This is a genomic window from Paenibacillus alba (assembly GCF_013204855.1).
In the GTDB taxonomy this organism is placed as follows: Bacteria; Bacillota; Bacilli; order Paenibacillales; family NBRC-103111; genus Paenibacillus_E; species Paenibacillus_E alba.
This window is the reverse complement of the sequence record NZ_JABMKZ010000002.1, coordinates 464,534-489,008: the sequence shown is the minus strand read 5'-3', so window position 1 is coordinate 489,008 and position 24,475 is coordinate 464,534. Positions and strand designations below refer to the sequence as shown.

The following is a 24,475-nucleotide window of genomic DNA, read 5'->3' as shown; positions in this document are numbered from 1 at the left end:
TTCTTAAGGAGGCAAACTCCATGTCCGTTAGTCAACTTTATAAGCACCAACAATTAGATTTATCAGATGATGAAGTCATTCGTATGTATAAAGTGATGAACCTTGCTCAGAAATATGATGAGCGAGCTTTTATGCTGCAGCGCGCGGGGAAAATTCCTTTCCATGTGTCCGGTATGGGGCAATATGCAGGTCAAGTAGGGATGGCTTTCGCGATGGAAGCGCAAAAGGATTATTTCCTTCCTTATTACCGTGATTATGCCTTCGTTCTTTCCGTTGGCATGACCGTGAAGGATCTTATGCTTGCCGTATTCTGCAAAGCCGAAGATGTGAACAGCGGTGGACGGCAAATGGCCGGACATTTTGGCGATAAGAAAAATCATATCGTCACGGGTTCATCTCCGGTAACGACGCAAGTTCCTCACGCCGCAGGCATTGCGCTGGCGGCCAAGATGAAAAAGCAAGATTTCGTCACGTTCGTTTCCTTTGGAGAAGGCTCCAGCAACCAAGGAGACTTCCATGAAGGCTGTAACTTTGCAGGGGTTCACAAGCTGCCGGTTATTTTCGTTTGCGAAAATAATCAATATGCGATTTCCGTTCCCCTACATAAACAAGTGGCAGGCAAAATTTCGGATCGTGCATTAGGCTATGGCTTCCCTGGCATTCAAGTCGATGGGAGCGATGTACTGGAAATGTACCGTGTGACGAAAGAAGCAAGAGAGCGGGCCGTTCGCGGCGAAGGTCCAACGCTGATCGAAATGGTATCGTACCGTCTTATGCCGCATTCGACATCGGACGATGATATGCTCTACCGCACGAAAGAAGAAGTTGAACAAAACCGTCAGAAGGACGGGATTGTGAAATTCAAAGAATACTTGATGGAATGCGGGCTTTGGAATGATGAGCTGGATAGCGAGCTTCAGGAACTTCAAAAGCAAGAAATCAATGAAGCGACAAAGTATGCGGATCTTGCGCCTTATCCGAAGCCGGAAGATACGCTTCTCCACGTTTACGCAGAAGGAGATGGCAACTAATTATGGCAGTAATCACTTATTTGGAAGCAATCCGCTCTGCGATGCAGGAGGAAATGCAGCTTGATGATAATGTCTTCGTTCTAGGAGAAGACGTAGGGAAAGGCGGAGTCTTGAACACAACCAAAGGGCTTCGCGACCTATTCGGCGAAGACCGTGTGCTCGACACGCCGCTGGCGGAGTCAGCGATTGTCGGTGTAGCCATTGGCGCAGCAATGTATGGAATGAAGCCAATTGCCGAGATTCAGTTCGCCGATTTCATTTTCCCGGCAACGAATCAAATTCTGAGCGAAGCTGCGAAAATCCGCTATCGCTCTAATAATGACTGGACGTGCCCGATTGTCATTCGCGCACCTTACGGTGCGACAGGTGCAGGGGCTTTGTATCATTCCCAATGTCCGGAGTCTGTTTTCTTCGGCACGCCAGGTGTGAAGATCGTAGCGCCCTCCAATCCTTACGATGCCAAAGGGCTGCTGAAAGCGGCTATCCGTGACGCGGACCCAGTGCTCTACTTCGAGCACAAAAAGTGTTATTTGGCGCTTTCTGCTGACGTGCCTGACGACGATTATATCGTTCCGATCGGCAAGGCTGACGTGAAGCGCCAAGGAACGGACATCACCGTAATCGCTTATGGGATGGTCGTTAACTATGCGCTGCAAGCAGCTGAGGAGCTCGCTAAGGAAGGCATTTCCGCGCATGTGCTTGATCTGCGCACGCTGCAGCCGCTCGACAAAGAGGCGATTCTGGAAGCCGTGAGGAAAACAGGCAAGGTGCTGATTGCCCATGAAGATAACAAAACAGGCGGAGTAGGCGCTGAAGTTTCTGCCATCATTGCCGAAGAAATCTTCTTCGAGCTTGATGCGCCGATCGCAAGACTATGCGGTCCTGACGTCCCGGCAGTGGGCAGCAACCCTCCGATGGAGAAGTTCTTCCTGCTCAATGCAGATAAGCTGAAGGATGCCATGCGTCAGCTTGCCATGTTCTAAATCGAATAAAGGTCTAATTCCAACCGCTTATATCTATCATTGATCAGTTCCTGAACTTAGGAGGTACACCTATGAATCAAACCAACAGCCGTCTGACAGAGGTTACTGTTCCGCATTTGGCGGAAAGTCTCGTTTCGGCGACCATCGGCAAATGGCTGAAGAAGCCTGGCGATTATATCGAGCAATATGACGTTCTTTGTGAGCTTTTCACAGAAAAAGTAAATACCGAAATGCCTTCTCCTATTGAAGGCAAGCTGGTAAAAATCATCGTCGGAGACGGCGAAACCGCAGCTGTCGGCGAAGCGATTTGTTTGATTGAAGAGACGGTAGATGCGTCGACTGTCGCACATACAGAAGCTGTTAGCCCAGTAGGCGCTGCGCTGTCCGCCGATACGGACCAAAGCATGCGCGGCCGTTACTCGCCGGCTGTGCAGCGTATCGCGCAAGACAACAGCGTTGACTTGGCGCGTGTTGCAGGAACAGGACTTGGCGGACGCATTACGCGCAAGGATGTTGAGCAATTCATCGGCTCCGGCGGCGCCAATGCGGTTGCTGCTCCAGCAGCTCAGCCTGCTGCTGTACAATCGCAGCAGCAAGCGGCCTCTGCCATCGCTGCGGAACAGCCTCAAGCTGCGAACATGCCTGTGCGCAGCTCAGGGATTCATCTCTCAGCGAATCCACAGACTCCGCTGATCGAGGCCGAAGGTCATTCGCTCGACTCGCGTAATGAGCATTTCATTGATGTAACGCCAATACGGAACGCGATTGCATCCCGTATGCGTCAAAGCGTAACCGAAATTCCACATGCTTGGACCATGATTGAAGTCGATGTTACGAATCTTGTCGTTCTGCGGAACAAAGTGAAGGATGAGTTTATGCGCCGCGAGGGCATTAATTTGACGTATTTGGCTTTCATGCTGAAAGCTGTTGTGAATGCGATCAAAGATTATCCGATCATCAACTCGGTTTGGGCTGTTGATAAAATTATCGTGAAGCGGGATATTAACATTTCCTTGTCTGTCGGGACGGAAGATTCCGTTATGACGCCGGTGATCAAAAAAGCGGATCAGAAAAATATCGCCGGTTTGGCTAGAGAGATTGATGAATTAACGAAGAAAACACGCGCGGGGAAATTATCGCTGAACGATATGGTGGGCGGAACGTTTACGGTAAATAATACAGGCTCCTTTGGTTCGATTCTGTCTTATCCGATCATCAATTATCCGCAAGCAGCGATTGTGACCTTTGAATCGATTGTGAAGAAGCCTGTCGTTATTCAAGATATGATTGCCGTTCGCTCGATGGTCAACCTCTGTTTATCGCTGGATCACCGAATTCTCGATGGTGTCATTTGCGGAAGGTTCCTGCAGCGAGTGAAAGAAAATCTAGAAAGTTATAATGCGGATACGAAGATTTATTAAAATTAAGAAGTAAAAAATAATCCCGCAGTAAACAATAGGCTTGATAATACCATGACGATCAACATAATATAGATCACGACTTTAAACCAGCGTTTATTTTGTAACAATGAATACTCACTCCTTTGTCGTAAAAGCTTGTACCGTTATATTGTAACTCAAAGTAAGTATCGGAGGAAAGTACATGATTCAACAAAACCGTTTAGTGGAAGAATTTATAGCACTTGTGCAAGTTGACAGCGAGACCCGCTTCGAGCAAGACATCTGTGTCGTTCTGAAAGAGAAGTTCAGCCGTTTGGGCTTACACGTGGTGGAAGATGATTCCATGGCGAAAAGTGGTCACGGCTCTGGAAACCTGATTTGTACATTGGAAGCGACGGACAGCAATGCTGCGATTCCAACGATCTTCTTTACCTCTCACATGGATACCGTAGCGCCAGGCAAGGGGATCAAGCCGCAAATTGGTGAAGATGGCTATATTCGCAGCGACGGGACCACGATTCTGGGCAGCGATGACAAAGCAGGTATTGCCGCGATGCTTGAAGGCATCCAAGTGTTGAAGGAAAACAATATTCCGCATGGCCGCATTCAATTCGTTATTACCGCTGGCGAAGAAAGCGGTCTGAAAGGCGCTCGCGCCATGGATCGCAGTGTGATGGAAGCGGAGTTTGGCTTTGCGCTTGATTCCAACGGCAGTATCGGAGACATCGCAACGGCTGCTCCTGGCCGTGCGGAGATTGAAATTATTTTCCATGGCAAATCTGCGCATGCCGGCGTGAATCCGGAAGATGGCATCAGTGCCATCCAAGTTGCCAGTAAAGCGGTATCCCGCATGTCGCTGGGACGTATCGACAGTGAAACAACAGCGAATATCGGCAGTTTCTCGGGTGTAGGTCCCTTGAACGTGGTCTGCGATAAAGTGAAAATGGAAGCAGAAGCTCGCAGTATCGTTCAGCATAAGCTGGAGGCGCAAATTGCTGCGATGAAGCAAGCCTGTGAATCCGCTGCGGCAGATGCGGGCACAACTTGTGAATTTCATGCGGACATCGTGTATGCTTCCTACATGCATGACGATTCAGCGCCAATCGTACAGCTGACGAGCAGAGCGCTCGCGACGCTTGGACTGACAGCTCGGACTTTCCACTCCGGTGGTGGAAGCGATGCTAACATCTTCAATGGCATGGGCATTCCTACGGTGAATTTGGCCGTTGGTTATCACGAAATTCATACAACCAAAGAACATATCGCCATCAGCGATCTGGTCAAAACGGCTGAATTGCTTGTTGCCCTTGTCAAAGAAGCAGCAAACGTCTAATAAATGAACTGAAAACCTCATTTTCTACTTAGGTGGAATTGAGGTTTTTTGCTTTGAAAAGGGGTAAAACTGCGGCAGCCCACATATGCTTCGAGTAAGATGCGTCCAAGCGGGGGGGGGATTGCCACAATGTTGAGAAGAGATATAGGGACGGTAGAAGGCGTTGAATCGGTTCGTGAAGGCGTGCAGATCGTTCGTGTCCGGATGCGAAGCGGGAAGCTTGAACGCGCGGTGCATTACACAGACAGTGCCCCGCTATTGGCGGCAGGGGAGGTGGTTGATTTGAATGTAACGGCGATGGACCTGGGGTTAGGTTCTGGAGGCTATCATTTGGTTATCGGTGCACGCGAATGGCGAGCTGATCCCGAATGCGTGCCAGCAACAGCGGAAGGGCATATCATGAAGCTCAAATACACCCCGATGCAGCGGAGTGTGTTAGCCGTCGAAGAACCGCAAAGCAGCTATCATGCCACTTTTTTGGAACCAATGCATCTATCGGGAATGCCTGTATTGCTGGGAGAATTGCATAGCATGCTGCCTATTGCTATAAGTTGGCTGCGTTACCGAGAGTTAAAGGGTGGTGTTGAGGAGGCAAGGAAGGTAGCTTACGTGATGTCGGATGGAGGCGCGCTGCCGCTCGCATGGAGTCATCATGTGGCGTTTCTTGAGGCGCTTGGGTGGCTGGAGACTACGATTACTTATGGTCAAGCTTATGGGGGTAAAATAGAGGCTGTGAATAAGTTCAGCGCCTTAGTCGCAGCGAAACATGTCGCCAAGGCTGATCTTTGTATCGTTTCGATGGGTCCGGGAATCGTTGGCACGGGAACTCTCTATGGCTATTCGGGTATAGAAACAGGGGAGCTTGTTAACGCCGTTCATGCCCTTGGCGGGACGCCCATTGTGATTCCGCGCATCTCCTTCGCAGATGCACGGTTGCGGCATCGAGGCATAAGCCATCATACGCTGACAGCGCTGCAAATAGCTGCCAGCTGCCCTGCGATCGTACCCTTGCCGCACCTGCAGGGAGAAGAACATGGGCTCGTCCAAGAGCAGGCGCAAAGTCTGAAGCGGCATCAAGTTGTGCATATGCCGGCTATTGCCCAAGATGAGATAGACGAGGCTCTCAGAAAATACCCGGAATCCATTACCTCGATGGGAAGGGGATTATTTCAGGACCCCGCTTATTTCCAAGCCGTTTGTGCGGCTGCTGAGTATGTATATCAGTTACATAATCGACAAGAGTAACATGGTTTCCACCTTGCTGGAGCATTAGCTGCAGTTGGCGTTTGACTTCCCAAGCTTTGCCTACAAGCCTAATTTGGCGATCGGTAACATAGCTCTTCATATCCAATTTCCTCTTTTCAGGTTAAATTTTGATATAATGAACGATATGCGCGAATGGGACAAGATAGACCAATTAATCATGATGAGGTGTTAGTATGTCATTACACAAAAAATTCGAAGAAGTAACCGTAACGTCTGAACAAATTTTCAAGGGGAAAGTTATTTCGCTGCAAGTAGACCATGTCCGTCTGCCTAACGGGGAAATGGCGACACGCGAAATTGTAAAGCACCCAGGCGCTGTTGCCGTCATCCCGCTTCTGGGGGATAAAATGATTGTTGTCGAGCAGTATCGCAAGCCGCTTGAGAAGAGCCAGGTTGAAATTCCTGCCGGCAAGCTGGATGCGGGGGAAGAGCCTATGAAAGCCGCCCTGCGAGAGCTTGTGGAAGAAACCGGTTATCGGACTGAGAATATCAGGCTGGTCAGCTCTTTTTATACCTCGCCAGGGTTCGCTGATGAAATCATCCATCTCTATGTAGCGGAAGATTTGGTGAAGGGTGAAGCGAATCCAGATGAGGACGAATTTCTGGAATGTGAAGCGATAACGTTGGAGCAAGCGCTGCAATATATGCAAGAGGGGCGTATCAGCGATGCGAAGACGATCATGGCCGTCTATGCGTGGAAGTTGTATCGTTTAACTGGGCAGATGGGATGATGAGATCCTATTACGCAGATCTGCATATTCATATTGGCCGAACGGAGAAAGGACAAGCCGTCAAAATCAGTGCGGCTAACAACCTTACGTTTTTCAATATTGCCCATGAGGCAGCGGTTCGCAAAGGAATGGAAATCATCGGGATTATCGATTGCCAATCGCCGTCGGTGCAGGATGATATCATGACTTACTTGGACCGTGGCGAGATGGAGGAACTTGCAGGCGGCGGCATCCAATATCGGGATACGGCTATTATGTTGGGAAGTGAAATCGAGGTGCGGGAGCCAGGAATGGGGCCTGCCCATTTGCTGGCTTATATGCCGAATTTATCGGTGATGCGGGAGTTCACAACATGGATGAAGGGTTATATGAAAAATGTGGAGCTAAGCTCCCAGCGCATTTATGTTCCGGCTCGTGTACTGCAAGACGAGGTAATAGGGCGGGGAGGGGTTCTAATCCCTGCCCATATTTTCACCCCGCACAAAAGTGTATACGGCAGCGCGACGGGTAGAATGGAAAATCTGCTGGAGCTGGATGGGATCGCTGCGGTTGAACTCGGACTAAGTGCAGATTCGGAAATGGCCGGCTTGATTTCCGAGCTGGACCGCTTCTCTTTCGTGACGAATTCGGACGCGCACTCGCTTGCCAAAATCGGACGTGAATATAATGAAATGCAGTTGGCTGCTCCCACCTTCGAAGAGCTGGTCAAAGCGCTGAATCGCCAGGACGGACGTGGAATCACCGCGAATTACGGGCTTAATCCTCGTTTGGGCAAATACCATCGCACTTATTGCAGCGTATGTGAGTCCATCCTGGATGAGCGTGTAGAGACGGTAGAACGATGCGCGGACTGTGGCAGTGCGAAGATCGTAAGAGGGGTCATGGATCGAATCCTTGCCTTGGCTGATCGTGAGCAGGCGTATCTTCCGCCTTATCGGCCGCCCTATCATTTTCAAATTCCTCTAGAGTTTATTCCGGGTCTTGGGCCTAAGAAGCTTGATCAATTGCTGCAGCGCTTTGGAACGGAGATGAATGTGCTGCATCGGACAACGTTGGAACAATTGCAACGTGAAATTGGGGAGGAAATTGCTTCCTATCTGGTCAAAGCCAGGGAAGGCTCCTTGCAGTTGGAGGTTGGCGGCGGCGGGCGATACGGCAAAGTGAATAAAAATCGTTCATAGTTTTCACGAATCGCTCATAAGCTTGTCTTTGTACAGGTTGTACAAGGAAGGAGCAGCGAGGGTGAATAGAAACCTAACGATGAAACAATATATGAAGGATAATTTGCCGCTTTTTATATTCGTCTCCGTACTTTTCATTATTGGCGTGGTGTTTGGCGCTGTGATGGTTAATGCTCTTTCATTGGAACAAAAGCAAGAGATGACGCGTCATTTGGGCAGTTTTTTCCATGAAGTGAATGAGGGCGCCGAATTCGACAGCAGGCAATCCTTTGTACAAGCCTTTGGCATGCATATGAAATGGATATTGTTGATCTGGCTGTTTGGATTGTCGGTTATCGGTTTTCCGTTAATTCTCATTCTTGATTTTCTGAAAGGTGTGTTGATTGGCTTTACGGTTGGTTATTTAGTCGGGCAAATGTCATGGAAAGGGTTGTTATTTGCGCTTGTTTCTGTTGCGCCTCAGAATTTAATTGTCGTCCCGGCTATTCTATTCTGCAGTGTCGCGGCGATGGCCTTCTCCATTTATATGATAAAAAATCGCTTTTTGAGCCGGAATGGCAACATGTACCAGCCTTTTATGCGCTACACATCCATTACGCTCGTGATGGGAATATTCCTTTTGGGAGCAGCCCTTTGGGAAGGATATATGTCACAAATGATGATGAAATGGGTAACGCCGATGCTCGCTGGACTTTATAGCTAGCGTTTTATGCATGTTAATGTTTGACTTTGTCAGCTAGCTCCCCCTATAATAAAAAGAGTGGCTAAAATTGGGCTTGGATGCCCACCTTTCTGAGGGGGAGGCATATGGAAGCAAGGATTGAGAAGATTAAGCAGCAACTGCAATCCCAAGGGTACAAGCTAACTCCCCAACGGGAAGCGACAGTGCGCGTGCTTTTAGAAAATGAACAAGATCATTTGAGTGCGGAAGACGTGTTTATGCTTGTGAAGGATAAAGCTCCGGAGATCGGTCTGGCAACCGTATACCGAACACTAGAGCTGCTGAGCGAGCTGCATGTTTTGGAAAAAATGAATTTTGGCGACGGCGTAGCTCGTTACGATTTGCGTGATGACAGTACACGTCACCATCACCATCATTTAATTTGCGTGCAATGCGGATCCGTAGATGAAATTATGGAAGACTGGCTCGGACCTTTGGAAGAAAGGCTAGACAGTGATTTTAATTTCCAAGTGCTCGATCATCGACTTGATTTTCAAGGTATCTGCTATCGCTGTAACGAACGAGGAAAGCCGGACTCATTGGACAAATCCAAAACAACAGGATCTGAATAGAACTGTTCATACAAAGAAAATGCCTGTAAGCACAGCTCGTGCATACAGGCATTTTTTCGTCTTTTTCATATAATGACAGAAAGGACAGATCGTTCTTCAGCTCACATAATTGGACTGGAAGCATGGGCACATTATGACTAATGAACATAGGAAGAAGGTAGCCGTGATGACAAGACAATCGAAGGTGATCGGTGTTCCCAAAGAATTGAAGAACAATGAGAACCGTGTTGCATTGACGCCGGGAGGGGCAAGTATGCTGTTTCTGGCAGGCCATCAAGTTGTGGTCGAAAGCGGAGCAGGCCAGGGCAGCGGCTTCGCGGATGAAGATTATGCCAAGGCAGGTGCGGATCTTCTCGCGGATGCCGCAGAGGTGTGGGCACGCAGCGATATGATTATGAAGGTGAAGGAACCGCTTCCTGAGGAATATGGATATTTCCGGGAAGGGCAGCTGCTATTCACTTATTTGCATCTGGCTGCTGCCGGTGAGTTGGCGGACCATCTACTGAATAAGAAAGTAACAGGCATTGCTTATGAAACCATTCAGCTGCCGAATGGCTCGCTGCCGCTATTAACACCAATGAGTGAAGTCGCGGGTCGCATGTCGGTACAGATTGGCGCACACTTATTGGAGAAGTTTTATGGAGGACGGGGGATATTGCTTGGAGGGGTACCGGGCGTACCGCCAGCCAATGTCGTTATTCTTGGTGGCGGCATCGTGGGAACGAATGCAGCCAAAATGGCTCTTGGCCTTGGGGCCAGTGTAGTTGTTATTGAACGGAGCGCGGATCGGATGCGGGCCTTGGATGATATTTTTGGCGGAAGATTGATCACCTTGATGTCGAATCCATTTAATATCGCAAATGCCGTCCCGAAAGCAGATCTCTTAATCGGAGCTGTTCTGATTCCAGGGGCGAGAGCGCCTCGCTTAGTGACAGAGGTGATGGTACAGAGCATGAAGCAGGGTGCTGTTGTTGTGGATGTCGCGGTAGATCAAGGGGGCTCCATTGAGACGATTGATCGTGTTACAACGCATAACGATCCTACTTATGTGAAGCATGGAGTCTTGCATTATGCGGTTGCCAATATGCCTGGTGCAGTCCCGAGGACATCTACGCTGGCATTAACCAATGTCACACTGCCCTATGCGTTGGAATTAGCTAATTCTGACTTTAAGCAGGCGATTTCTGTCAATTACCCGCTGCAGCTGGGGGTAAATACCTATCAAGGAAATGTGACTCATCCTGCTGTTGCCGAGGCGTTAGGGCTGCCTTATGCAAAGTTGGCTGAGTTGTCATAAACAGGCCTGCTTCTTCATATCTTGTCCTTAAGAAAGGCAAGGAAATGAGGACGGGCTATGATTTTTTCTTATCGAAAATTACTTGTTCGCTTACGATACATTTTGCTTTTCATGGCATTGACCGTCATTTTATATCAAGTTATGCTGGTCTTGACGGGCTGGATTGAGCCGGTGAACAAGTACAAGACCCCTTCGGGGAAGTCTGTGAAGGTTTTTGGTCAGCATGATCCTGTTTCCTTGAAGGAAACAGGAACGATGAGCGATCGATTGCGGTTATTTTATTGGTATGGTGAATAAAGCGTAAAAAAGAGGAGTTTGCTCAGGGATCGTTGAATGCTATCCATATGAAGATATGGCAAGATACGAAGGAGCATACTGGCATGATAACGAATGAGCTGCAATCCTTCATCCGATTTCTATCAGTTGAACGGGGGCTATCACGGAATACGTTGGAATCTTATCAAAGAGATTTGAACCAATATGTGGATTACCTGCTGCAGCATGAGATTACAAGTTGGAAAGATACGAATAAAACACATATTGCCGGACACCTCTCGCAGATGAGAATATTAGGGCGCGCATCAGCAACGTTGTCGCGTACTTTAGTTTCCATAAGAGCACTTTACCAGTTTCTAGTGAGGGAACGAGTGCTGGATGCGGATCCTTCGATTTACATTGAAGCCCCCAAGCTGGAAAAAAAGCTCCCCAAAGTCTTATCGATCCAAGAGGTAGAAAAGCTGCTGGATGCGCCTCAGGCTGAGCTTGTAAGCGGTGCGAGAGATAAAGCGATGCTGGAGCTTCTCTATGCGACGGGCATTCGTGTGTCTGAATTAATTTCTTTGAATGTAACCGACGTAAATCTACAGATGGGGTTCATTCGATGCGTCGGCAAAGCGGAAAAGGAGCGCAATATTCCTCTTAGCGCGATCGCGAATCGATGTCTGACCACCTATATACATAATGATCGGAAGAAGCTATTGAAGAAAACGGCGGATGAAGAAGCCTTGTTTATCGGGCATCTGGGCACGCGAATGACGAGGCAAGGCTTTTGGAAGATTTTGAAGCGATATGCCAAAGATATCAATATTGCAAACGATATTTCTCCGCATGCGCTTAGACATTCCTTTGCGGCACATTTGATTGAGAATGGGGCAGATCTTAGATCCGTGCAAGAAATGCTAGGGCACTCCGATATTTCATCTACACAAATGTACGTGCAAGCAGCTAAGCTTAAGATGAAGGATGTTTATAATAGCGCGCATCCCAGAGCGAATATGTAGCTAGAGACAGCAGCTGTTTCCAAGCGGAAATGCTGCTGTTTTGCATTCAGCCATAGGAAATGAGATAATTAAGGGTGGATAACAGAAGGAATTGATTTGGAGGGAACAGCGTGCGCTTTGAACGAATAAGCTTAATCGTATTGGATAGTGTAGGTATCGGCGAATTACCGGATGCCAAACAATTTGGAGACAGTGGCGCTCACACAATCGGACATATCGCAGAGAAGGTAGACGGGTTCTCACTTCCGAACCTACAGCGTTTGGGCCTTGGAAGCATTGCAGCAATCAAAGGGATTCCAGCAACGGATTCACCGGAAGGATATTACGGTAAAATGGCAGAAGTGTCCGTAGGTAAAGATACGATGACAGGACACTGGGAATTGATGGGATTACATATTTCTACCCCATTTAACGTGTATCCGAATGGATTTCCAGAAAGCTTAATTTCGCAATTTGAGCAAGAAACAGGTCGCAAAGTGATTGGGAATAAGCCGGCTTCCGGAACGGAGATTTTGGATGAATTGGGCGAAGAACAGATGAAAACAGGAGCTTGGATTGTGTACACTTCGGCTGACAGCGTGTTTCAGCTGGCCGCGCATGAGGACATTATTCCGCTCGAAGAGCTGTACCGGGCATGTGAAGTTGCCAGAAGATTAACGATGCAGGATGAGTTCGCGGTAGGCCGAGTTATTGCAAGACCTTATCTAGGGGAGCCTGGAGCCTTCAAGCGTACATCAAACCGGCATGATTATGCCGTGAAGCCTCCGGCGCCTACGGTCATGAATCATCTCAAAGATGCGGGGCTGGACGTCATAGCCATCGGCAAAATCAATGATATCTTCGATGGTGAAGGCGTCACACAAACTTCCTCAACCAAGAGCAATCTGGATGGGATTCAGAAGACGATTGAGGTGCTTGGGACGTCATTCAAAGGATTGGCTTTCACCAATCTTGTGGATTTTGATTCTTTGTATGGGCATCGCCGCGATCCAGAGGGGTACGGCAAAGCGCTGGAGGAATTCGATGCGTTCGTGCCGCAGCTGAAATCGGTCATCGGTCCGAATGACCTGCTAATTTTGACGGCGGATCATGGGAATGACCCGATCCATGCAGGGACAGATCATACCCGCGAATATGTGCCTATTTTACTGTACAGTCCAAGTTTTGAATCGCCTGTATCGCTTGGTATTCGCAGCACGTTTGCCGATTTGGGAGCTACGATCGCAGATAATTTCGGCGTAAAAGCCACGGAGCAAGGCGAAAGCTTTTTGTCGCTTTTAAAATAACAAAGTTTGATAAACGTTTAGGAGGAATTTATCCATGTCCGAAGTATCCCTGATCCAGAAAATTCAAGAGGCAGCAGCCTTTATTAGCAAAGAGACGAATATTAAACCGCAAATTGGGCTTATTCTCGGTTCCGGTCTTGGCGTTCTTGCTGATTTGATCGAGCAGCCTATCGTCGTGGATTACGCCCGTATTCCTCATTTCCCGGTCTCCACGGTGGAAGGCCATGCTGGCGAGCTTGTTGTAGGAACGATTCAAGGGAAGCAAGTTTTAATGATGAAAGGCCGTTTTCATGCGTATGAAGGGTATGGCGCAGAAACGGTTTCTTTCCCAGTGCGTGTAATGAAAGAGCTTGGTATCGAGATCTTGATCGTTACGAACGCGGCTGGTGGAATCAACGAATCCTATCAGGTCGGTGATTTGATGGTAATTAGCGATCACTTAAATTTGACATTCCGGAATCCGCTTATCGGGCCTAATGACAACGCGCTGGGTGCGCGCTTCCCGGATATGTCCGAAGCGTACAGCAAGCGCCTGCGCAAGCTGGCGCATGAGGTTGCCGCGACACAAGATTTTAAACTGCAAGAAGGGGTATATGTCGGCTTGCTCGGACCTAACTACGAAACGCCGGCTGAGATCCGGATGTTCCGCACGCTTGGCGGGGATTCCGTGGGAATGTCAACGGTACCTGAAGTTATCGTAGCCCGTCATGCAGGGATCGAAGTGCTGGGCTTCTCCTGTATTTCCAATATGGCTTCCGGCATTTTGGATCAGCCGCTTTCTCACGCCGAAGTGATGGAAACGACAGAGCAAGTAAAGCCTAAGTTTCTGAAATTAGTTTTGGGAATCATTGACGCTCTATAAGATGAACCGGCACACTGCATGAAGGGTGTTGGGGTTGAAATTTTATGAATTTTTAATGAGATTAAGCATCAGAAGACCTAGAAAAAGTGAGGAAGTCATGCTAAGATATAGTTAATTAGAACTAGATCTTAAGGCGTCCCAGAGCGGGGTACCTATTCCATAACAAGGATGTGGTGGAGCATGGCCATCCCACAATTAACGGTAGCAAACTGTCCGCGCTGCGGTAAAGTATTCCAGAAGAATCTGAGAAATCAGTGCTCAGACTGCAGTCATAGTATGGACGCCATCTTAACCAACAGCTTGGATTTCTTGCGCAGAAACCATCGTTCTAGGAATTCGCAGGTTTGCGTTGCGACGGGAGTAACACCTGAACAACTGCATGCTTGGATCAGAGAAGGAAAGCTGCATTTGACGGATTATCCTAATTTGAGCTACCCCTGTGCTTCTTGTTCGAAGCCGATTCGTCAACAGAAGATGTGTCCAGACTGTGCGTATCGAATTACCCAAGATATTCGGGAGCTGAAGGACAAAGATAAATCTTTTCAGGTGCTTCGCAGAGAGAAACAAACGATAACTTCCGGCGGTTTCCAAATCCGCGAAAGATTAAGAGGCGTGTAATTTAAGCGAACTTGGGCAATAGTAAGAGTAATATCCCCCGTTAAGGGGGATGTTTTTATGAAAGTCTCATTCACAATTTCGTCACAAAATATTCAATGATTTGCCACTAACTATGTATGTGAATGTCTTAAGTTGTTAGGTAGAATAGATAAAGTGAACACATGATGAGGGGGATATGCATGCAAAAGTGGATTTTCTTTGTATTATTTATACTTGCGGGCGCATTGGGGCTGGGAGTCCTCTTTACTGATATTTCTGCTCGCCAAGAGGCGAAGGATGCAGAAGCTGCATCTAGCAAAATTCAGCAACTGAAAATCGTTGCTTCCAACTGGCAGTTTGACCAAGCTGACTTCACAGTGAAAAGCGGAGAGCCAACGAAAGTATCTTTGTCTTTGAAAGAGGGCGTTCATGCCATCGAAATCGTAGGTTTGGATATCAAGTTGGATAAAGAGAACCCTTCCAAAGAATTAACGTTCGACAAGCCAGGTACATATGAAATTGATTGTGTGCTTCCTTGCGGTGAAGGACATGCTAAAATGAAATCAAAACTTGTTGTTCAATAAGTGGAATAGCAAGACTAAGGGGGCCTAACAGCTCCCTTTTTTCGATTTGGTGAAGCGTCAGCAGCCGTATAGATATATAATTGTGTAAAGAGCTAAGGAGGAAGACATAATGAGAATGGTTGATTTAATACATAAAAAGCGCTTAGGCGAAGGACTTACTGATCAAGAAATTACACATATCGTAAGCGGATATACAAACGGGGATATTCCGGACTATCAAATGTCTGCCTTATTGATGGCTATTTTTTTCAATGGGATGACAAGTGAAGAAATTTCAGCGCTTACGCTGGCTATGGCGGGTTCAGGAGAAATGATTGACTTATCGGCGATTGCCGGGATCAAAGTGGATAAACATTCAACAGGCGGCGTTGGCGATAAAATCAGTCTTATCGTTGGGCCAATCGTTGCCTCACTAGGTGTTCCTGTTGCCAAAATGTCAGGCAGAGGACTTGGTCATACAGGCGGAACAGTTGACAAGCTGGAGTCGATTCCGGGCTTCCAGATCGAGCTGACGAATGAGGCTTTCATCGAAGCCGTGAATACCAACAAAATTGCGATTGTCGGTCAAAGCGGAAATTTAGCTCCTGCGGATAAAAAGATGTACGCCTTGCGTGACGTGACAGCAACGGTTGATTCTATTCCACTGATTGCGAGTTCGATCATGAGCAAGAAAATTGCTTCAGGCGCAGATGCGATCGTACTGGACGTGAAAATTGGCTCAGGCGCATTCATGAAAACGGTTGATGATGCGCGTGTTCTAGCTAGGACGATGGTCGACATCGGCAAAAAGTTGAATCGGAATACGATCGCGATGATTACGGACATGGAGCAGCCGCTCGGGCGTGAAATCGGCAATGCCAATGAAATCCGTGAATCCATTGACGTTCTGCGCGGTACTGGCGACAAAGAGCTGACTGAAGTTGCGATCTCGGTAGCGGCTTATATGTCAGTGCTGGGCAAAGTGTTTGAGAGCTTTGAAGAGGCTCAGGAAGCCGTTCGGGACATTATTGCCAAGGGGAAAGCTTTGGATACGTTCAGACGCTTCGTAGCAAGCCAGGGGGGCGATCCGAATGTCGTAGACCAACCTGATTTGCTGCCGACGGCTGCCTATCATTTTGAAGTGTTAGCTGAGCAAGAAGGCTACGTCAATCAGATTGATGCGGAGCATATCGGTATTGCTGCCATGCTGCTGGGCGCTGGCCGTGCGAAAAAAGAAGATCAGATCGACTATGCGGTTGGCCTAACCCTGAATAAGAAAATCGGTGATTCCGTGAAAAAGGGAGAATCGATCTGTACGATCCATGCGAATCGCGAGGAAGTCAAGGAAGTGAGTGCGATGATTCTTGACGCGTATCGTATCAAGTCGACAAAGCCTGCCCCAGTTCAATTAATCTATGACGTAATCGTTTAATTTCACGAAGTCAGCTGCCCTAACGGCCACAGGAATGTGGTAGTTAGGGTTTTTTGCTTTTTTCGGAAACGGACAGCGCTTTGGTTCTATCTTTATTTTCCTTCTCTTGGAATATTTTACGATGAAATCGTCAAGACTGATTAGCAGTCATTCAAGCTGCAAGTGTCAGGCTTTCACTTCATTTATCACAGGAGGGGTACAATTGCTATGCGAAAAAAAGGGCTAATTTGTTTTATCTGTTTCCAAATTTGTTTGACGCTTCTCGTACCGGCGGCTTTCGCCGAAGAGAAGAAGGCACCTACGGTTGATTTGACGCCAAATGCCCAATCCGCCGTCTTGATGGATGCAGATACAGGGACGGTCATCGCCGAGAAAAATAAAGATACGAAGCTTCCGCCTGCAAGTATTACGAAGATCATGACAATGCTCCTGATCATGGAGGCTGTCGACAAAGGCAATATAAAGATGGATGAGAAAGTTGGAGTCAGCGAATACGCGGCATCCATGGGCGGATCGCAAATATTCTTGAAGCCGGGTGAAGAAATGACCGTTCAAGATATGCTGAAAGGAATCGCGATGGCGTCCGGCAACGATGCTTCTGTCGCTATGGCAGAGAAGATTGCGGGCTCAGAAGAAAATTTTGTGCAGATGATGAATGAGCGAGCACAGCAATTGGACATGAAAAACACGCATTTCTCGAATTGCAACGGACTGCCAGTGGCAAATCACTATACAACGGCCAACGATATTGCCATCATGTCTCGCGAACTGCTGAAACATGAAGGCATAACGAAATTTACAGGCGCTTATCAAGACTATTTGCGCAAGGAAACGCCAAACCCTTTCTGGCTTGTGAATACGAACAAGCTCGTTCGTTTCTACAGCGGTGCTGATGGATTGAAAACGGGCTACACAAGTGAAGCGAAATTCTGTTTATCCGCAACAGCCAAACGAGATAATTTGCGTGTTGTCGCGGTCGTTCTGGGTGAACCGAATACCAAAACGCGAAACGCTGAAGTATCCAAGCTGTTTGATTATGCGTTTGCGCAATTTACGAATTATCCGTTGTTTAAATCAGGAGACAGTTTAGGGAATTTCACCGTAAACAAAGGGCAGGTTTCGACAGTTCCGCTTGTTGCCAAGCAGAATTATAGCATTTTAATGAAAAAAGGCACGCCTACTGAAAATATTCGACATGAGCTGAAATTGGATCCAAACCTTAAAGCACCGATCACTATGGGACAGCCGATTGGTAGAATCGTTGTCTATAATGGCGACAGTGTGCTGTCGGAGTACCCGTTGGAGTCACCTGTTGATGTGGCGAAAGCGACCTGGTGGAAGCTCTTTAAGCGTACAACTACTCAGATTTTTACCACGGATTAACCGTGAGATTTCGCGAATAAACGCAGTTTAGTACATCTTTTAGCAGTTTTCTTCTAGTTTTGTCGGGTGGCAGGATATTCCAACTCAGATGTAGAAACTTATGTTTCATGACTGGGAAGGAGTGAACATGTTGAGCCTGCAAATAGAATTTGAGCAAGGCCGAAGAGCGCTGATTGTTAGATTGAAAGGTGAGCTGGATCATCACACGGCAGATAGTGTGAAGGCTAGGATGGAGGAAGCGATTGCCAAAGAGCATACGCAGCACTTGATTCTTAGTTTGAAAGATCTATCTTTCATGGACAGCTCAGGCCTAGGTGTCATTCTCGGTCGCTATAAGCAAATTACGAGTAAAGGCGGCAAGATGGTCGTATGTGATGTCTCTCCTGCTGTTTACCGCTTGTTCGAGCTTTCAGGAATGTTTAAGATTGTTTCGATTCAAGATAATGAACGCAATGCAATGTCCAGTTTGGAGGTTGCGCTATGAGTGAACATAACTTTATGACGCTGCAGTTTGCCAGCCGTTCCGAGAATGAAGCTTTCGCCCGTGTTGCTGTTGCTGCTTTTGTCTCTCAATTAGATCCCACGTTGAATGAATTAACGGATATCAAAACAGTTGTGTCGGAAGCGGTAACCAATGCCATCATTCATGGCTACAATAACCAGACCGATGGCATTATTACCATTTCCACACACATTGATGACGATGTGGTGCGCATTACGATCGAAGACAAAGGTTCAGGTATTGCCGATTTAGAGCAGGCGAAAGAACCGCTGTATACCTCTAAACCAGAGCTGGAGCGTTCTGGAATGGGATTCACGATTATGGAAAATTTCATGGACGAAGTGGAAGTTGTGACGGCCGTCGGAATCGGAACCAAAATAAACATGTTGAAGCGAATTGAATCTAAAAAAGCTTTATACAATTAGGGGTTTGATCTATGGATGTCGATCTGAAGCATGCTTCTCATAGTTATTTAGACGATTCGGAAGTCAAACGGTTAATCGCCCTCAGTCAATCCGGAGATGGACTCGCTAGAGAAACACTCGTCAGCTGCAATATCCGCTTGGTCTGGTCAGTGGTTCAACGCTTTTTGAACCGGGGTTACGAAGCCGAAGACTTGTTCCAGATCGGTTGCATCGGACTGCTCAAGTCCGTTGACAAATTCGATCTCTCTTATGATGTTAAATTCTCAACGTATGCCGTACCGATGATTATCGGTGAGATCCAGCGCTTCCTGCGTGATGACGGAACGCTGAAAGTAAGCCGCTCGCTGAAAGAGCTGGCGAATAAGATTCGCAAGACGAAGGATGAGCTGTCCAAGCGTCTGGGGCGTCTTCCTACGATTAAAGAAGTTGCCGAAGAACTCATGATTACGCCGGAGGAAGTGGTTTTCGCGCAAGAAGCGAATAAGCCGCTCTCCTCGATTCATGAGACTGTGTTTGAGAATGATGGAGATCCCATCACATTAATGGATCAGATATCGGATGAATCCGGTGATAAATGGTTTGAGAAGCTGGCATTAAATGAAGCGATAGGCACGCTTTCTGAACGAGAACGGCTTATTGTGTATCTTCGCTATTTCCGCGACCAGACCCAGTCTGAAGTCGCCAGCAGATTGGGGATTTCCCAAGTCCAAGTGTCACGATTGGAAAAGAAAATCTTGCAATCAATCAAGGATCAGATTGCTCAATAACGACGGCAGCGCTAATCATGCAGCCGTGCGAAACACAAAAAGCCGTTCTCCTTCTGGAGAGCGGTTTTTTGCTTATGCAGGTTTGTTTATATTGCTGCAAAGTCATGGTTTAACGGACAGCGCGTCTGTCATCAGCGTAAAATCTAACACAATAGATCCCACATAAGCCAACGATCGTGTAGATGACGCGGCTTAGTCCTGAAGATTCTCTGTGAGAATCTCCGCCGAGCAAAGCAGAAACTAAATCCCATTCGAAGAGCCCAACCAAAAGCCAATTCAACGCACCAATAATAACGAGTGTTAATGCGAATTTTGCCATGTTATCACCTTCTTTATATGGAATAAGTTATCGTTATTCATTTCTTACTATGCCAAATGTATGCTTGCTTTATTCCTGGAGAATTTACCATTAGACCAAGTGTTTATGCGTAGGAAGGAATTTGCATACTACTCCTATACATGGAGGATGAAGGGAGTGAGACCATGGCACAGAATGGAGCTCCATATCTCTACATTAGACTTCGCCGCAAAGCAAGTGTCCGCAAGGGCTCTGTTGTGAAACTAAGCCAAATCGCTCAGCTCATTGTAGAGCCTCAATATGAACAAGCGCTGCATGAACTGATCATTCATCAACCGCAGCATGAGGATGGCAACCGCGTACTGATTGATATGATGCTGATTGTTCGCAAAGTCAAAGCGAAATATCCGGAGCTGCAAATCGAGCATTTTGGAGAACCGCATGTACTTCTGGAAATCTTCACGGACAACAAGAAGGCCAGCCCGGTTCTAATTGGCTTGGTATGGCTGCTCTTATTTATTGGTTCAGGGCTTGCGATCATGAATTTTCACGCCGATGTTTCTATGCTTCAAGTTCACCAACGCATCTACGAGCTGATGACGGGGAAGAAGGTTGAACACCCGTTAATCTTGCAAATTCCATATTCTCTGGGCATTGGAGTGGGTATGGTCATATTCTTCAATCATCTCTTCAAGAAGAAGTTCAATGAAGAACCGAGCCCTTTGGAGGTGGAAATGTTCATGTATCAAGAAAATATCAATCATTACGTCATCACGGAAGAATATATGAAAATCCATTCGGAAGGTGAGTCGAAGTGATCACCCTTCTCGGGGAAGGCCTATTAATCGCATTTATTGGACTAGCAGGCGGTATCGCTGTAGGCAGCGGGATGGTTGCCTTCCTGGTGGTGCTCGATATCATCCCAAGGCTGGCGCAAATCACCTACTCTTTTGCCAAAATACGCGCGTATGAAGCGGCGGTGGTGCTGGGTTCACTCTTTTTTACATGGGTTGACTTCAGTGATATCGAGCTCCCGCTTTTTCCGATGGGGACAGCGATAGTGGGTGTATTCGCAGGCTGTTTCGTTGGTATGCTGGCAGCTGCGCTAACGGAAATTATTAATGTGCTTCCCATTCTGGCCAAACGTGTGGGCATGGATTCTTATATGATTTTACTGCTTATGGCGATGATTTTCGGTAAAGTATTTGGTTCGTTGTTTGAGTGGTTATTTTATTAACAGAGGCTAAGGGGGCTCGCTCGATGAAATTGATTGTAAAAAAAGGCAATGCCAGCGATAAAAGTAACTCGAATGGCACGCAGGAGCAATCGGATAATCAGCAATCTGACAAGCTGGCGATCGATGAGGAGGGGAATTTGTCTCCCTACAATCCAGTTACGGATATGACCGCTGAGGAAAAAGCGCTTAAAACCCAAGAAGACATTCCTCGAAGCTTGCGCGAAATTCAAAGGGTACTCGAAGAGCGGGTAGGGCTGAACCGGAGCTTTGATCTGGTTCTTCGAGAGATGGTGTTTGGCTCCAAGCGTGTGGGCATTTTCTTCTGCAACGGCTTCGCGAAGGATACCGTATTAACGGATATTCTTACAAGGCTATCGTATGCCGACAAAGAAGCCGTTTCCTATCATACCCTGGAAGCGTTCATCGAAAAACTGATTCCTCATATTCAAGTTAAATCCTACAAAAAAATGTCAGAAATCGTAGGACAAGTATTGATGGGCGGAACGGCCTTCTTCATTGAAGGTGAGACCGCCGCGATTACGATTGATGTCAAAAATTATCCAGTACGTTCCATTGCCGAGCCTGATTTGGAGCGGGTAGTTCGCGGTTCACGTGATGGTTTCGTCGAAACCTTGTTATTGAATGTTACTTTGGTGAGACGGAGAATACGTGACGAGCGATTAAAGCTGGAAATTATGCAAATCGGCAAAAGAACGAAAACGGACGTCTGTGTGTCTTATATCAATGACATTGCGAATGCAGACTTAGTGAAAGCAATCAAAGATAAAATAAAGGGCGTAGATATCGACGGACTTCCATTGGGTGAAAAGCAGCTTGAAGAAGCGATCGTGAATAAAGGGTGGAATCCATATCCGATGGTTCGCTATTCAGAGCGGCCTGACGTTGTTTCAGCCCATCTGCTCGAAGGTCATGTTTGTGTGTTTGTGGACACTTCGCCGAGCGTGATGATTTTGCCAACGACGTTTTTCCATCATGTGCAGCACGCCGAGGAATATCGGCAAACCCCTTTTATCGGAACGTATTTAAGATGGGTGCGATTCGTTGGGATCATGGCCTCCCTCTTCTTGCTGCCGCTCTGGTTCATGATGGTGATGGATCCGTCCTTAAAGCCTGCAGGTCTGGAATTCCTCGGTCCGCAGAAGGAAGGTACTCTGCCACTGTTAGTCCAGTTCCTGCTGGCTGATATCGGAATAGATTTGATGCGCATGGCAGCCGTACATACACCTACACCACTTGCAACAGCGATGGGTCTGGTTGCAGCCATTTTAGTGGGGGATATCGCTGTCAAAGCCGGGTTGTTTATCAATGAAGTTATCTTGTATTTGGCCCTTGCCTCCATTGGGATGTTTGCCACTCCGAGTTACGAATTAGGGCTGGCTAATCGAATCGTCCGGCTTGCTCTGCTCATCATTGTGGCCATCTTCCATGTTCCGGGTTTTGTGATCGGGTCTACGTTATGGCTCATTTTATTAGCAACCAGAAAATCGTACAACGCTCCGTACATGTGGCCGTTCATTCCGTTCAATGCGAAGAGCTTTTTCTCCATTCTCGTTCGTCGTCCTGTGTTGGCCGGCAAAACACGATTAAGCCTTACGAAGCCTATTGACGGTACACGTCAGCCTAAATCGTAATCACGAAGAAAAAGGGCGCAGATCACGGGTGCCCTTTTTCTTCATGCTTGGATAAGTGTATTGTCAAATGAGCTTTCCCTATGTTACTTTTATTAGTAATGCGAATTGCCGCTTAAGCGGATAATGGCAAGAAATGGTTCCGGAAGAAGGGGAAATCAAGCTATGTATTTACATGGTACTAGTAAAGTAAACGATCAAGGCCACCTCGAAATCGGCGGTGTCGATGCAACACAGCTGGTTGCGGAATACGGCACGCCTTTATATGTATTCGATGAAGCGTTAGTACGTCAACGTTGTCGTGAGTTTGTTGACGCCTTCCGCGCGTCTGGCTTGAAATTTCAAGTGGCTTATGCCAGCAAAGCATTTTGTGTGATGGCGATGTGCCGTATCGTGGAAGAAGAAGGAATGTCCTTGGACGTAGTTTCCGATGGAGAGCTGTACACGGCGCTGCAGGCGGGTTTTCCTGCTGAACGCATTCATTTCCATGGCAATAACAAAACTGTGGATGAGATCGAAATGGCTATAGATGCAAAAATCGGTTGTTTTGTTGTAGATAATTTTATTGAGCTGCAATTATTGAACGCTATTGCTGGAGATAAACGCCAGAAAGTAAAAGTTTTGCTGCGCATTACACCAGGAGTAGAAGCGCATACGCATGAGTTCATCTCTACAGGCCAAACCGATTCCAAATTCGGCTTCGACTTGGGGAATGGGTCCGCCATGCGTGCGATCAAAGAAGCGGCTTCCTTAAGCAATTTGGACGTTCTCGGTGTGCATTCCCATATCGGCTCACAAATTTTTGAAGTAGACGGATTCCGCATTGCTGCTGAGAAAGTTGCTGGTTTTGCCGTTCAAGTGCGTAAAGAAACAGGAATTATTTTCCCTGTCATTAATCTTGGCGGCGGCTTTGGTATTCGTTATGTGGAAGGCCATACTCCGCTTCCGGTTGCTGTCTATGTGGAAGCTATTACAGAAGCTATCAAAGAGAACTTCGGCAACAATGATTACCCGCTGCCTGAGATTTGGGTAGAGCCAGGTCGCAGCATCGTCGGCGATGCAGGTACGACCTTGTATACAGTAGGGACTACGAAAGATATTCCCGGCGTACGCAAATATGTAGCTGTAGATGGTGGTATGACAGATAATCCGCGTCCTGCGCTGTATGAGGCTGAATATGAAGCTATGCTGGCAAACCGAGCTACAGAGCAAACTGAAGAGGTAGTTTCAATCGCTGGCAAATGCTGTGAAAGCGGCGATATGCTGATCTGGGACTTGAACCTGCCTAAAGTGTCAGTAGGCGACATACTGGCTGTTTCCTGCACAGGTGCTTATAACTATGCAATGGCGAGCAACTACAATCGTATTCGTCGTCCTGGCGTTGTTTTTGTAAAAGACGGCCAAAGCGATCTTGTCGTGAAACGGGAATCGTTTGACAACATCATCGGCAACGACCTCATTCCAGCAAGAATGAAACAAGTCAGCACAACGATGTAACGGAGCGTTCGCAGGTGTGAGCTGTCAGGAATGCTGATAGAATCGGTATTTGGTAAATACCTGCGATTATGCATCTTTTTCATTCCTTGAATAACCGATATTACGAAATTCCTGCATATCTGCATGTTTATTCAGCCTTTTCACACTTCGTTGAGAGAAAAGATGAGAATGCCTGCACAATT

The 24,475-nt window shown here is 47.2% G+C and carries 27 protein-coding genes and 1 pseudogene; 25 read left to right on the top strand and 3 right to left on the bottom strand.

The window, feature by feature from the left end; translation table 11 throughout:
• Positions 1-20: 20 nt before the first annotated feature.
• The 3 genes from HQN90_RS02410 (at position 21) to HQN90_RS02400 (ending at position 3,435) form a co-directional block, all read left to right on the top strand.
• Positions 21-1,031, top strand: a complete 1,011-nt coding sequence (locus tag HQN90_RS02410; RefSeq protein WP_079409587.1) for a thiamine pyrophosphate-dependent dehydrogenase E1 component subunit alpha — start codon at positions 21-23, stop codon at positions 1,029-1,031.
• Between the two features lie 2 nt (positions 1,032-1,033).
• A complete protein-coding gene (locus tag HQN90_RS02405) occupies positions 1,034-2,014 on the top strand; it encodes an alpha-ketoacid dehydrogenase subunit beta (RefSeq protein ID WP_173216064.1) in 981 nt (326 codons plus the stop codon).
• Between the two features lie 71 nt (positions 2,015-2,085).
• A complete protein-coding gene (locus tag HQN90_RS02400) occupies positions 2,086-3,435 on the top strand; it encodes a dihydrolipoamide acetyltransferase family protein (RefSeq protein WP_173216062.1) in 1,350 nt (449 codons plus the stop codon).
• A gap of 2 nt (positions 3,436-3,437) precedes the next feature.
• Here HQN90_RS02400 and prli42 read toward each other — a convergent pair whose 3' ends face one another.
• Positions 3,438-3,542: a stressosome-associated protein Prli42 gene (prli42, locus tag HQN90_RS39245; RefSeq protein WP_158081981.1), complete on the bottom strand. Its 105-nt coding sequence runs from the start codon at positions 3,540-3,542 to the stop codon at positions 3,438-3,440.
• Positions 3,543-3,616: 74 nt separating this feature from the next.
• Here prli42 and HQN90_RS02390 point away from each other — a divergent pair, with 74 nt between their 5' ends.
• Positions 3,617-4,747, top strand: coding sequence for a M20/M25/M40 family metallo-hydrolase (locus HQN90_RS02390; protein WP_173216060.1), 1,131 nt, complete (start codon positions 3,617-3,619; stop codon positions 4,745-4,747).
• A 129-nt stretch (positions 4,748-4,876) separates the two neighbouring features.
• The gene (locus HQN90_RS02385) at positions 4,877-5,992 is read left to right on the top strand and encodes a DUF3866 family protein (protein WP_173216058.1); all 1,116 of its coding nucleotides are present in this window, start codon (positions 4,877-4,879) and stop codon (positions 5,990-5,992) included.
• Positions 5,993-6,026: 34 nt separating this feature from the next.
• On the opposite strand, the pseudogene mciZ reads toward HQN90_RS02385, so the two are convergent.
• Positions 6,027-6,092 (bottom strand): annotated as a pseudogene (gene mciZ, locus HQN90_RS39840) (Z-ring formation inhibitor MciZ); the annotation flags it as partial.
• Between the two features lie 94 nt (positions 6,093-6,186).
• Here mciZ and HQN90_RS02380 point away from each other — a divergent pair.
• The 16 genes from HQN90_RS02380 to sigF all read left to right on the top strand — a co-directional run bounded on the left by HQN90_RS02380 (position 6,187) and on the right by sigF (position 19,612).
• The gene (locus tag HQN90_RS02380; protein WP_173216056.1) at positions 6,187-6,744 is read left to right on the top strand and encodes an NUDIX domain-containing protein; all 558 of its coding nucleotides are present in this window, start codon (positions 6,187-6,189) and stop codon (positions 6,742-6,744) included.
• Entirely contained in the window at positions 6,741-7,925 is a 1,185-nt protein-coding gene (locus HQN90_RS02375) for an endonuclease Q family protein (protein ID WP_173216054.1), read from the top strand. The genes HQN90_RS02380 and HQN90_RS02375 overlap by 4 nt, the downstream gene beginning before the upstream one ends.
• Before the next feature lie 61 nt (positions 7,926-7,986).
• On the top strand, positions 7,987-8,628 hold the full coding sequence (spoIIM, locus tag HQN90_RS02370; protein ID WP_244208885.1) for a stage II sporulation protein M: 642 nt from the start codon (positions 7,987-7,989) through the stop codon (positions 8,626-8,628).
• Between the two features lie 104 nt (positions 8,629-8,732).
• A complete protein-coding gene (fur, locus tag HQN90_RS02365; RefSeq protein ID WP_079409595.1) occupies positions 8,733-9,218 on the top strand; it encodes a ferric iron uptake transcriptional regulator in 486 nt (161 codons plus the stop codon).
• A gap of 166 nt (positions 9,219-9,384) precedes the next feature.
• Positions 9,385-10,515, top strand: a complete 1,131-nt coding sequence (ald, locus tag HQN90_RS02360) for an alanine dehydrogenase (RefSeq protein WP_173216052.1) — start codon at positions 9,385-9,387, stop codon at positions 10,513-10,515.
• Positions 10,516-10,572: 57 nt separating this feature from the next.
• On the top strand, positions 10,573-10,812 hold the full coding sequence (locus HQN90_RS02355) for a DUF4227 family protein (protein WP_173216050.1): 240 nt from the start codon (positions 10,573-10,575) through the stop codon (positions 10,810-10,812).
• An 86-nt stretch (positions 10,813-10,898) separates the two neighbouring features.
• Complete coding sequence (gene xerD / locus HQN90_RS02350) at positions 10,899-11,795, top strand: site-specific tyrosine recombinase XerD (protein WP_420851025.1); 897 nt, start codon at positions 10,899-10,901, stop codon at positions 11,793-11,795.
• Positions 11,796-11,905: 110 nt separating this feature from the next.
• A complete protein-coding gene (gene deoB / locus HQN90_RS02345; RefSeq protein ID WP_173216046.1) occupies positions 11,906-13,081 on the top strand; it encodes a phosphopentomutase in 1,176 nt (391 codons plus the stop codon).
• A gap of 34 nt (positions 13,082-13,115) precedes the next feature.
• The gene (locus HQN90_RS02340) at positions 13,116-13,943 is read left to right on the top strand and encodes a purine-nucleoside phosphorylase (protein ID WP_173216044.1); all 828 of its coding nucleotides are present in this window, start codon (positions 13,116-13,118) and stop codon (positions 13,941-13,943) included.
• A 180-nt stretch (positions 13,944-14,123) separates the two neighbouring features.
• Positions 14,124-14,561 carry a flagellar protein gene (locus HQN90_RS02335; protein WP_173216041.1) on the top strand — a complete coding sequence of 146 codons (438 nt, stop codon included), beginning with the start codon at positions 14,124-14,126 and terminating at the stop codon, positions 14,559-14,561.
• 179 nt (positions 14,562-14,740) lie between these two features.
• Positions 14,741-15,124 (top strand): cupredoxin domain-containing protein, encoded by a 384-nt coding sequence (locus HQN90_RS02330; protein ID WP_079409601.1) that lies wholly within the window; start codon positions 14,741-14,743, stop codon positions 15,122-15,124.
• 109 nt (positions 15,125-15,233) lie between these two features.
• Complete coding sequence (locus HQN90_RS02325; RefSeq protein WP_173216039.1) at positions 15,234-16,535, top strand: pyrimidine-nucleoside phosphorylase; 1,302 nt, start codon at positions 15,234-15,236, stop codon at positions 16,533-16,535.
• A 207-nt stretch (positions 16,536-16,742) separates the two neighbouring features.
• Positions 16,743-17,918 (top strand): D-alanyl-D-alanine carboxypeptidase family protein, encoded by a 1,176-nt coding sequence (locus tag HQN90_RS02320; protein WP_173216037.1) that lies wholly within the window; start codon positions 16,743-16,745, stop codon positions 17,916-17,918.
• 130 nt (positions 17,919-18,048) lie between these two features.
• Positions 18,049-18,402 (top strand): anti-sigma F factor antagonist, encoded by a 354-nt coding sequence (gene spoIIAA, locus HQN90_RS02315; RefSeq protein WP_079409694.1) that lies wholly within the window; start codon positions 18,049-18,051, stop codon positions 18,400-18,402.
• Positions 18,399-18,845, top strand: coding sequence for an anti-sigma F factor (gene spoIIAB, locus HQN90_RS02310; protein ID WP_079409604.1), 447 nt, complete (start codon positions 18,399-18,401; stop codon positions 18,843-18,845). Before spoIIAA ends, spoIIAB begins: the two co-directional genes overlap by 4 nt.
• Positions 18,846-18,856: 11 nt before the next feature.
• The gene (gene sigF, locus HQN90_RS02305; protein ID WP_079409605.1) at positions 18,857-19,612 is read left to right on the top strand and encodes an RNA polymerase sporulation sigma factor SigF; all 756 of its coding nucleotides are present in this window, start codon (positions 18,857-18,859) and stop codon (positions 19,610-19,612) included.
• A gap of 109 nt (positions 19,613-19,721) precedes the next feature.
• Here sigF and HQN90_RS02300 read toward each other — a convergent pair whose 3' ends face one another.
• Complete coding sequence (locus tag HQN90_RS02300) at positions 19,722-19,931, bottom strand: DUF378 domain-containing protein (protein WP_079409606.1); 210 nt, start codon at positions 19,929-19,931, stop codon at positions 19,722-19,724.
• 164 nt (positions 19,932-20,095) lie between these two features.
• Between HQN90_RS02300 and HQN90_RS02295 the strand changes: the two genes are divergently transcribed.
• From HQN90_RS02295 to lysA, 4 genes are all read left to right on the top strand, one after another.
• Positions 20,096-20,728: a stage V sporulation protein AA gene (locus HQN90_RS02295; RefSeq protein WP_173216035.1), complete on the top strand. Its 633-nt coding sequence runs from the start codon at positions 20,096-20,098 to the stop codon at positions 20,726-20,728.
• Entirely contained in the window at positions 20,725-21,147 is a 423-nt protein-coding gene (locus HQN90_RS02290; RefSeq protein WP_411830306.1) for a stage V sporulation protein AB, read from the top strand. Before HQN90_RS02295 ends, HQN90_RS02290 begins: the two co-directional genes overlap by 4 nt.
• Positions 21,148-21,170: 23 nt before the next feature.
• Positions 21,171-22,799, top strand: a complete 1,629-nt coding sequence (locus tag HQN90_RS02285; RefSeq protein WP_173216033.1) for a spore germination protein — start codon at positions 21,171-21,173, stop codon at positions 22,797-22,799.
• 162 nt (positions 22,800-22,961) lie between these two features.
• Positions 22,962-24,293, top strand: coding sequence for a diaminopimelate decarboxylase (gene lysA, locus HQN90_RS02280; protein WP_173216031.1), 1,332 nt, complete (start codon positions 22,962-22,964; stop codon positions 24,291-24,293).
• Positions 24,294-24,475 lie beyond the last annotated feature (182 nt).

Bases quoted from the DNA above. Each gene is read 5' to 3' on its own strand.
- HQN90_RS02410 (WP_079409587.1), top strand. From the start codon at position 21: ATGTCCGTTAGTCAACTTTATAAGCACCAACAATTAGATTTATCAGAT.
- HQN90_RS02405 (WP_173216064.1), top strand. From the start codon at position 1,034: ATGGCAGTAATCACTTATTTGGAAGCAATCCGCTCTGCGATGCAGGAG.
- HQN90_RS02400 (WP_173216062.1), top strand. From the start codon at position 2,086: ATGAATCAAACCAACAGCCGTCTGACAGAGGTTACTGTTCCGCATTTG.
- HQN90_RS02390 (WP_173216060.1), top strand. From the start codon at position 3,617: ATGATTCAACAAAACCGTTTAGTGGAAGAATTTATAGCACTTGTGCAA.
- HQN90_RS02385 (WP_173216058.1), top strand. From the start codon at position 4,877: ATGTTGAGAAGAGATATAGGGACGGTAGAAGGCGTTGAATCGGTTCGT.
- HQN90_RS02380 (WP_173216056.1), top strand. From the start codon at position 6,187: ATGTCATTACACAAAAAATTCGAAGAAGTAACCGTAACGTCTGAACAA.
- HQN90_RS02375 (WP_173216054.1), top strand. From the start codon at position 6,741: ATGATGAGATCCTATTACGCAGATCTGCATATTCATATTGGCCGAACG.
- fur (WP_079409595.1), top strand. From the start codon at position 8,733: ATGGAAGCAAGGATTGAGAAGATTAAGCAGCAACTGCAATCCCAAGGG.
- ald (WP_173216052.1), top strand. From the start codon at position 9,385: ATGACAAGACAATCGAAGGTGATCGGTGTTCCCAAAGAATTGAAGAAC.
- HQN90_RS02355 (WP_173216050.1), top strand. From the start codon at position 10,573: ATGATTTTTTCTTATCGAAAATTACTTGTTCGCTTACGATACATTTTG.
- HQN90_RS02340 (WP_173216044.1), top strand. From the start codon at position 13,116: ATGTCCGAAGTATCCCTGATCCAGAAAATTCAAGAGGCAGCAGCCTTT.
- HQN90_RS02335 (WP_173216041.1), top strand. From the start codon at position 14,124: ATGGCCATCCCACAATTAACGGTAGCAAACTGTCCGCGCTGCGGTAAA.
- HQN90_RS02330 (WP_079409601.1), top strand. From the start codon at position 14,741: ATGCAAAAGTGGATTTTCTTTGTATTATTTATACTTGCGGGCGCATTG.
- HQN90_RS02325 (WP_173216039.1), top strand. From the start codon at position 15,234: ATGAGAATGGTTGATTTAATACATAAAAAGCGCTTAGGCGAAGGACTT.
- HQN90_RS02320 (WP_173216037.1), top strand. From the start codon at position 16,743: ATGCGAAAAAAAGGGCTAATTTGTTTTATCTGTTTCCAAATTTGTTTG.
- spoIIAB (WP_079409604.1), top strand. From the start codon at position 18,399: ATGAGTGAACATAACTTTATGACGCTGCAGTTTGCCAGCCGTTCCGAG.
- sigF (WP_079409605.1), top strand. From the start codon at position 18,857: ATGGATGTCGATCTGAAGCATGCTTCTCATAGTTATTTAGACGATTCG.
- HQN90_RS02300 (WP_079409606.1), bottom strand. From the start codon at position 19,931: ATGGCAAAATTCGCATTAACACTCGTTATTATTGGTGCGTTGAATTGG.
- HQN90_RS02295 (WP_173216035.1), top strand. From the start codon at position 20,096: ATGGCACAGAATGGAGCTCCATATCTCTACATTAGACTTCGCCGCAAA.
- HQN90_RS02285 (WP_173216033.1), top strand. From the start codon at position 21,171: ATGAAATTGATTGTAAAAAAAGGCAATGCCAGCGATAAAAGTAACTCG.
- lysA (WP_173216031.1), top strand. From the start codon at position 22,962: ATGTATTTACATGGTACTAGTAAAGTAAACGATCAAGGCCACCTCGAA.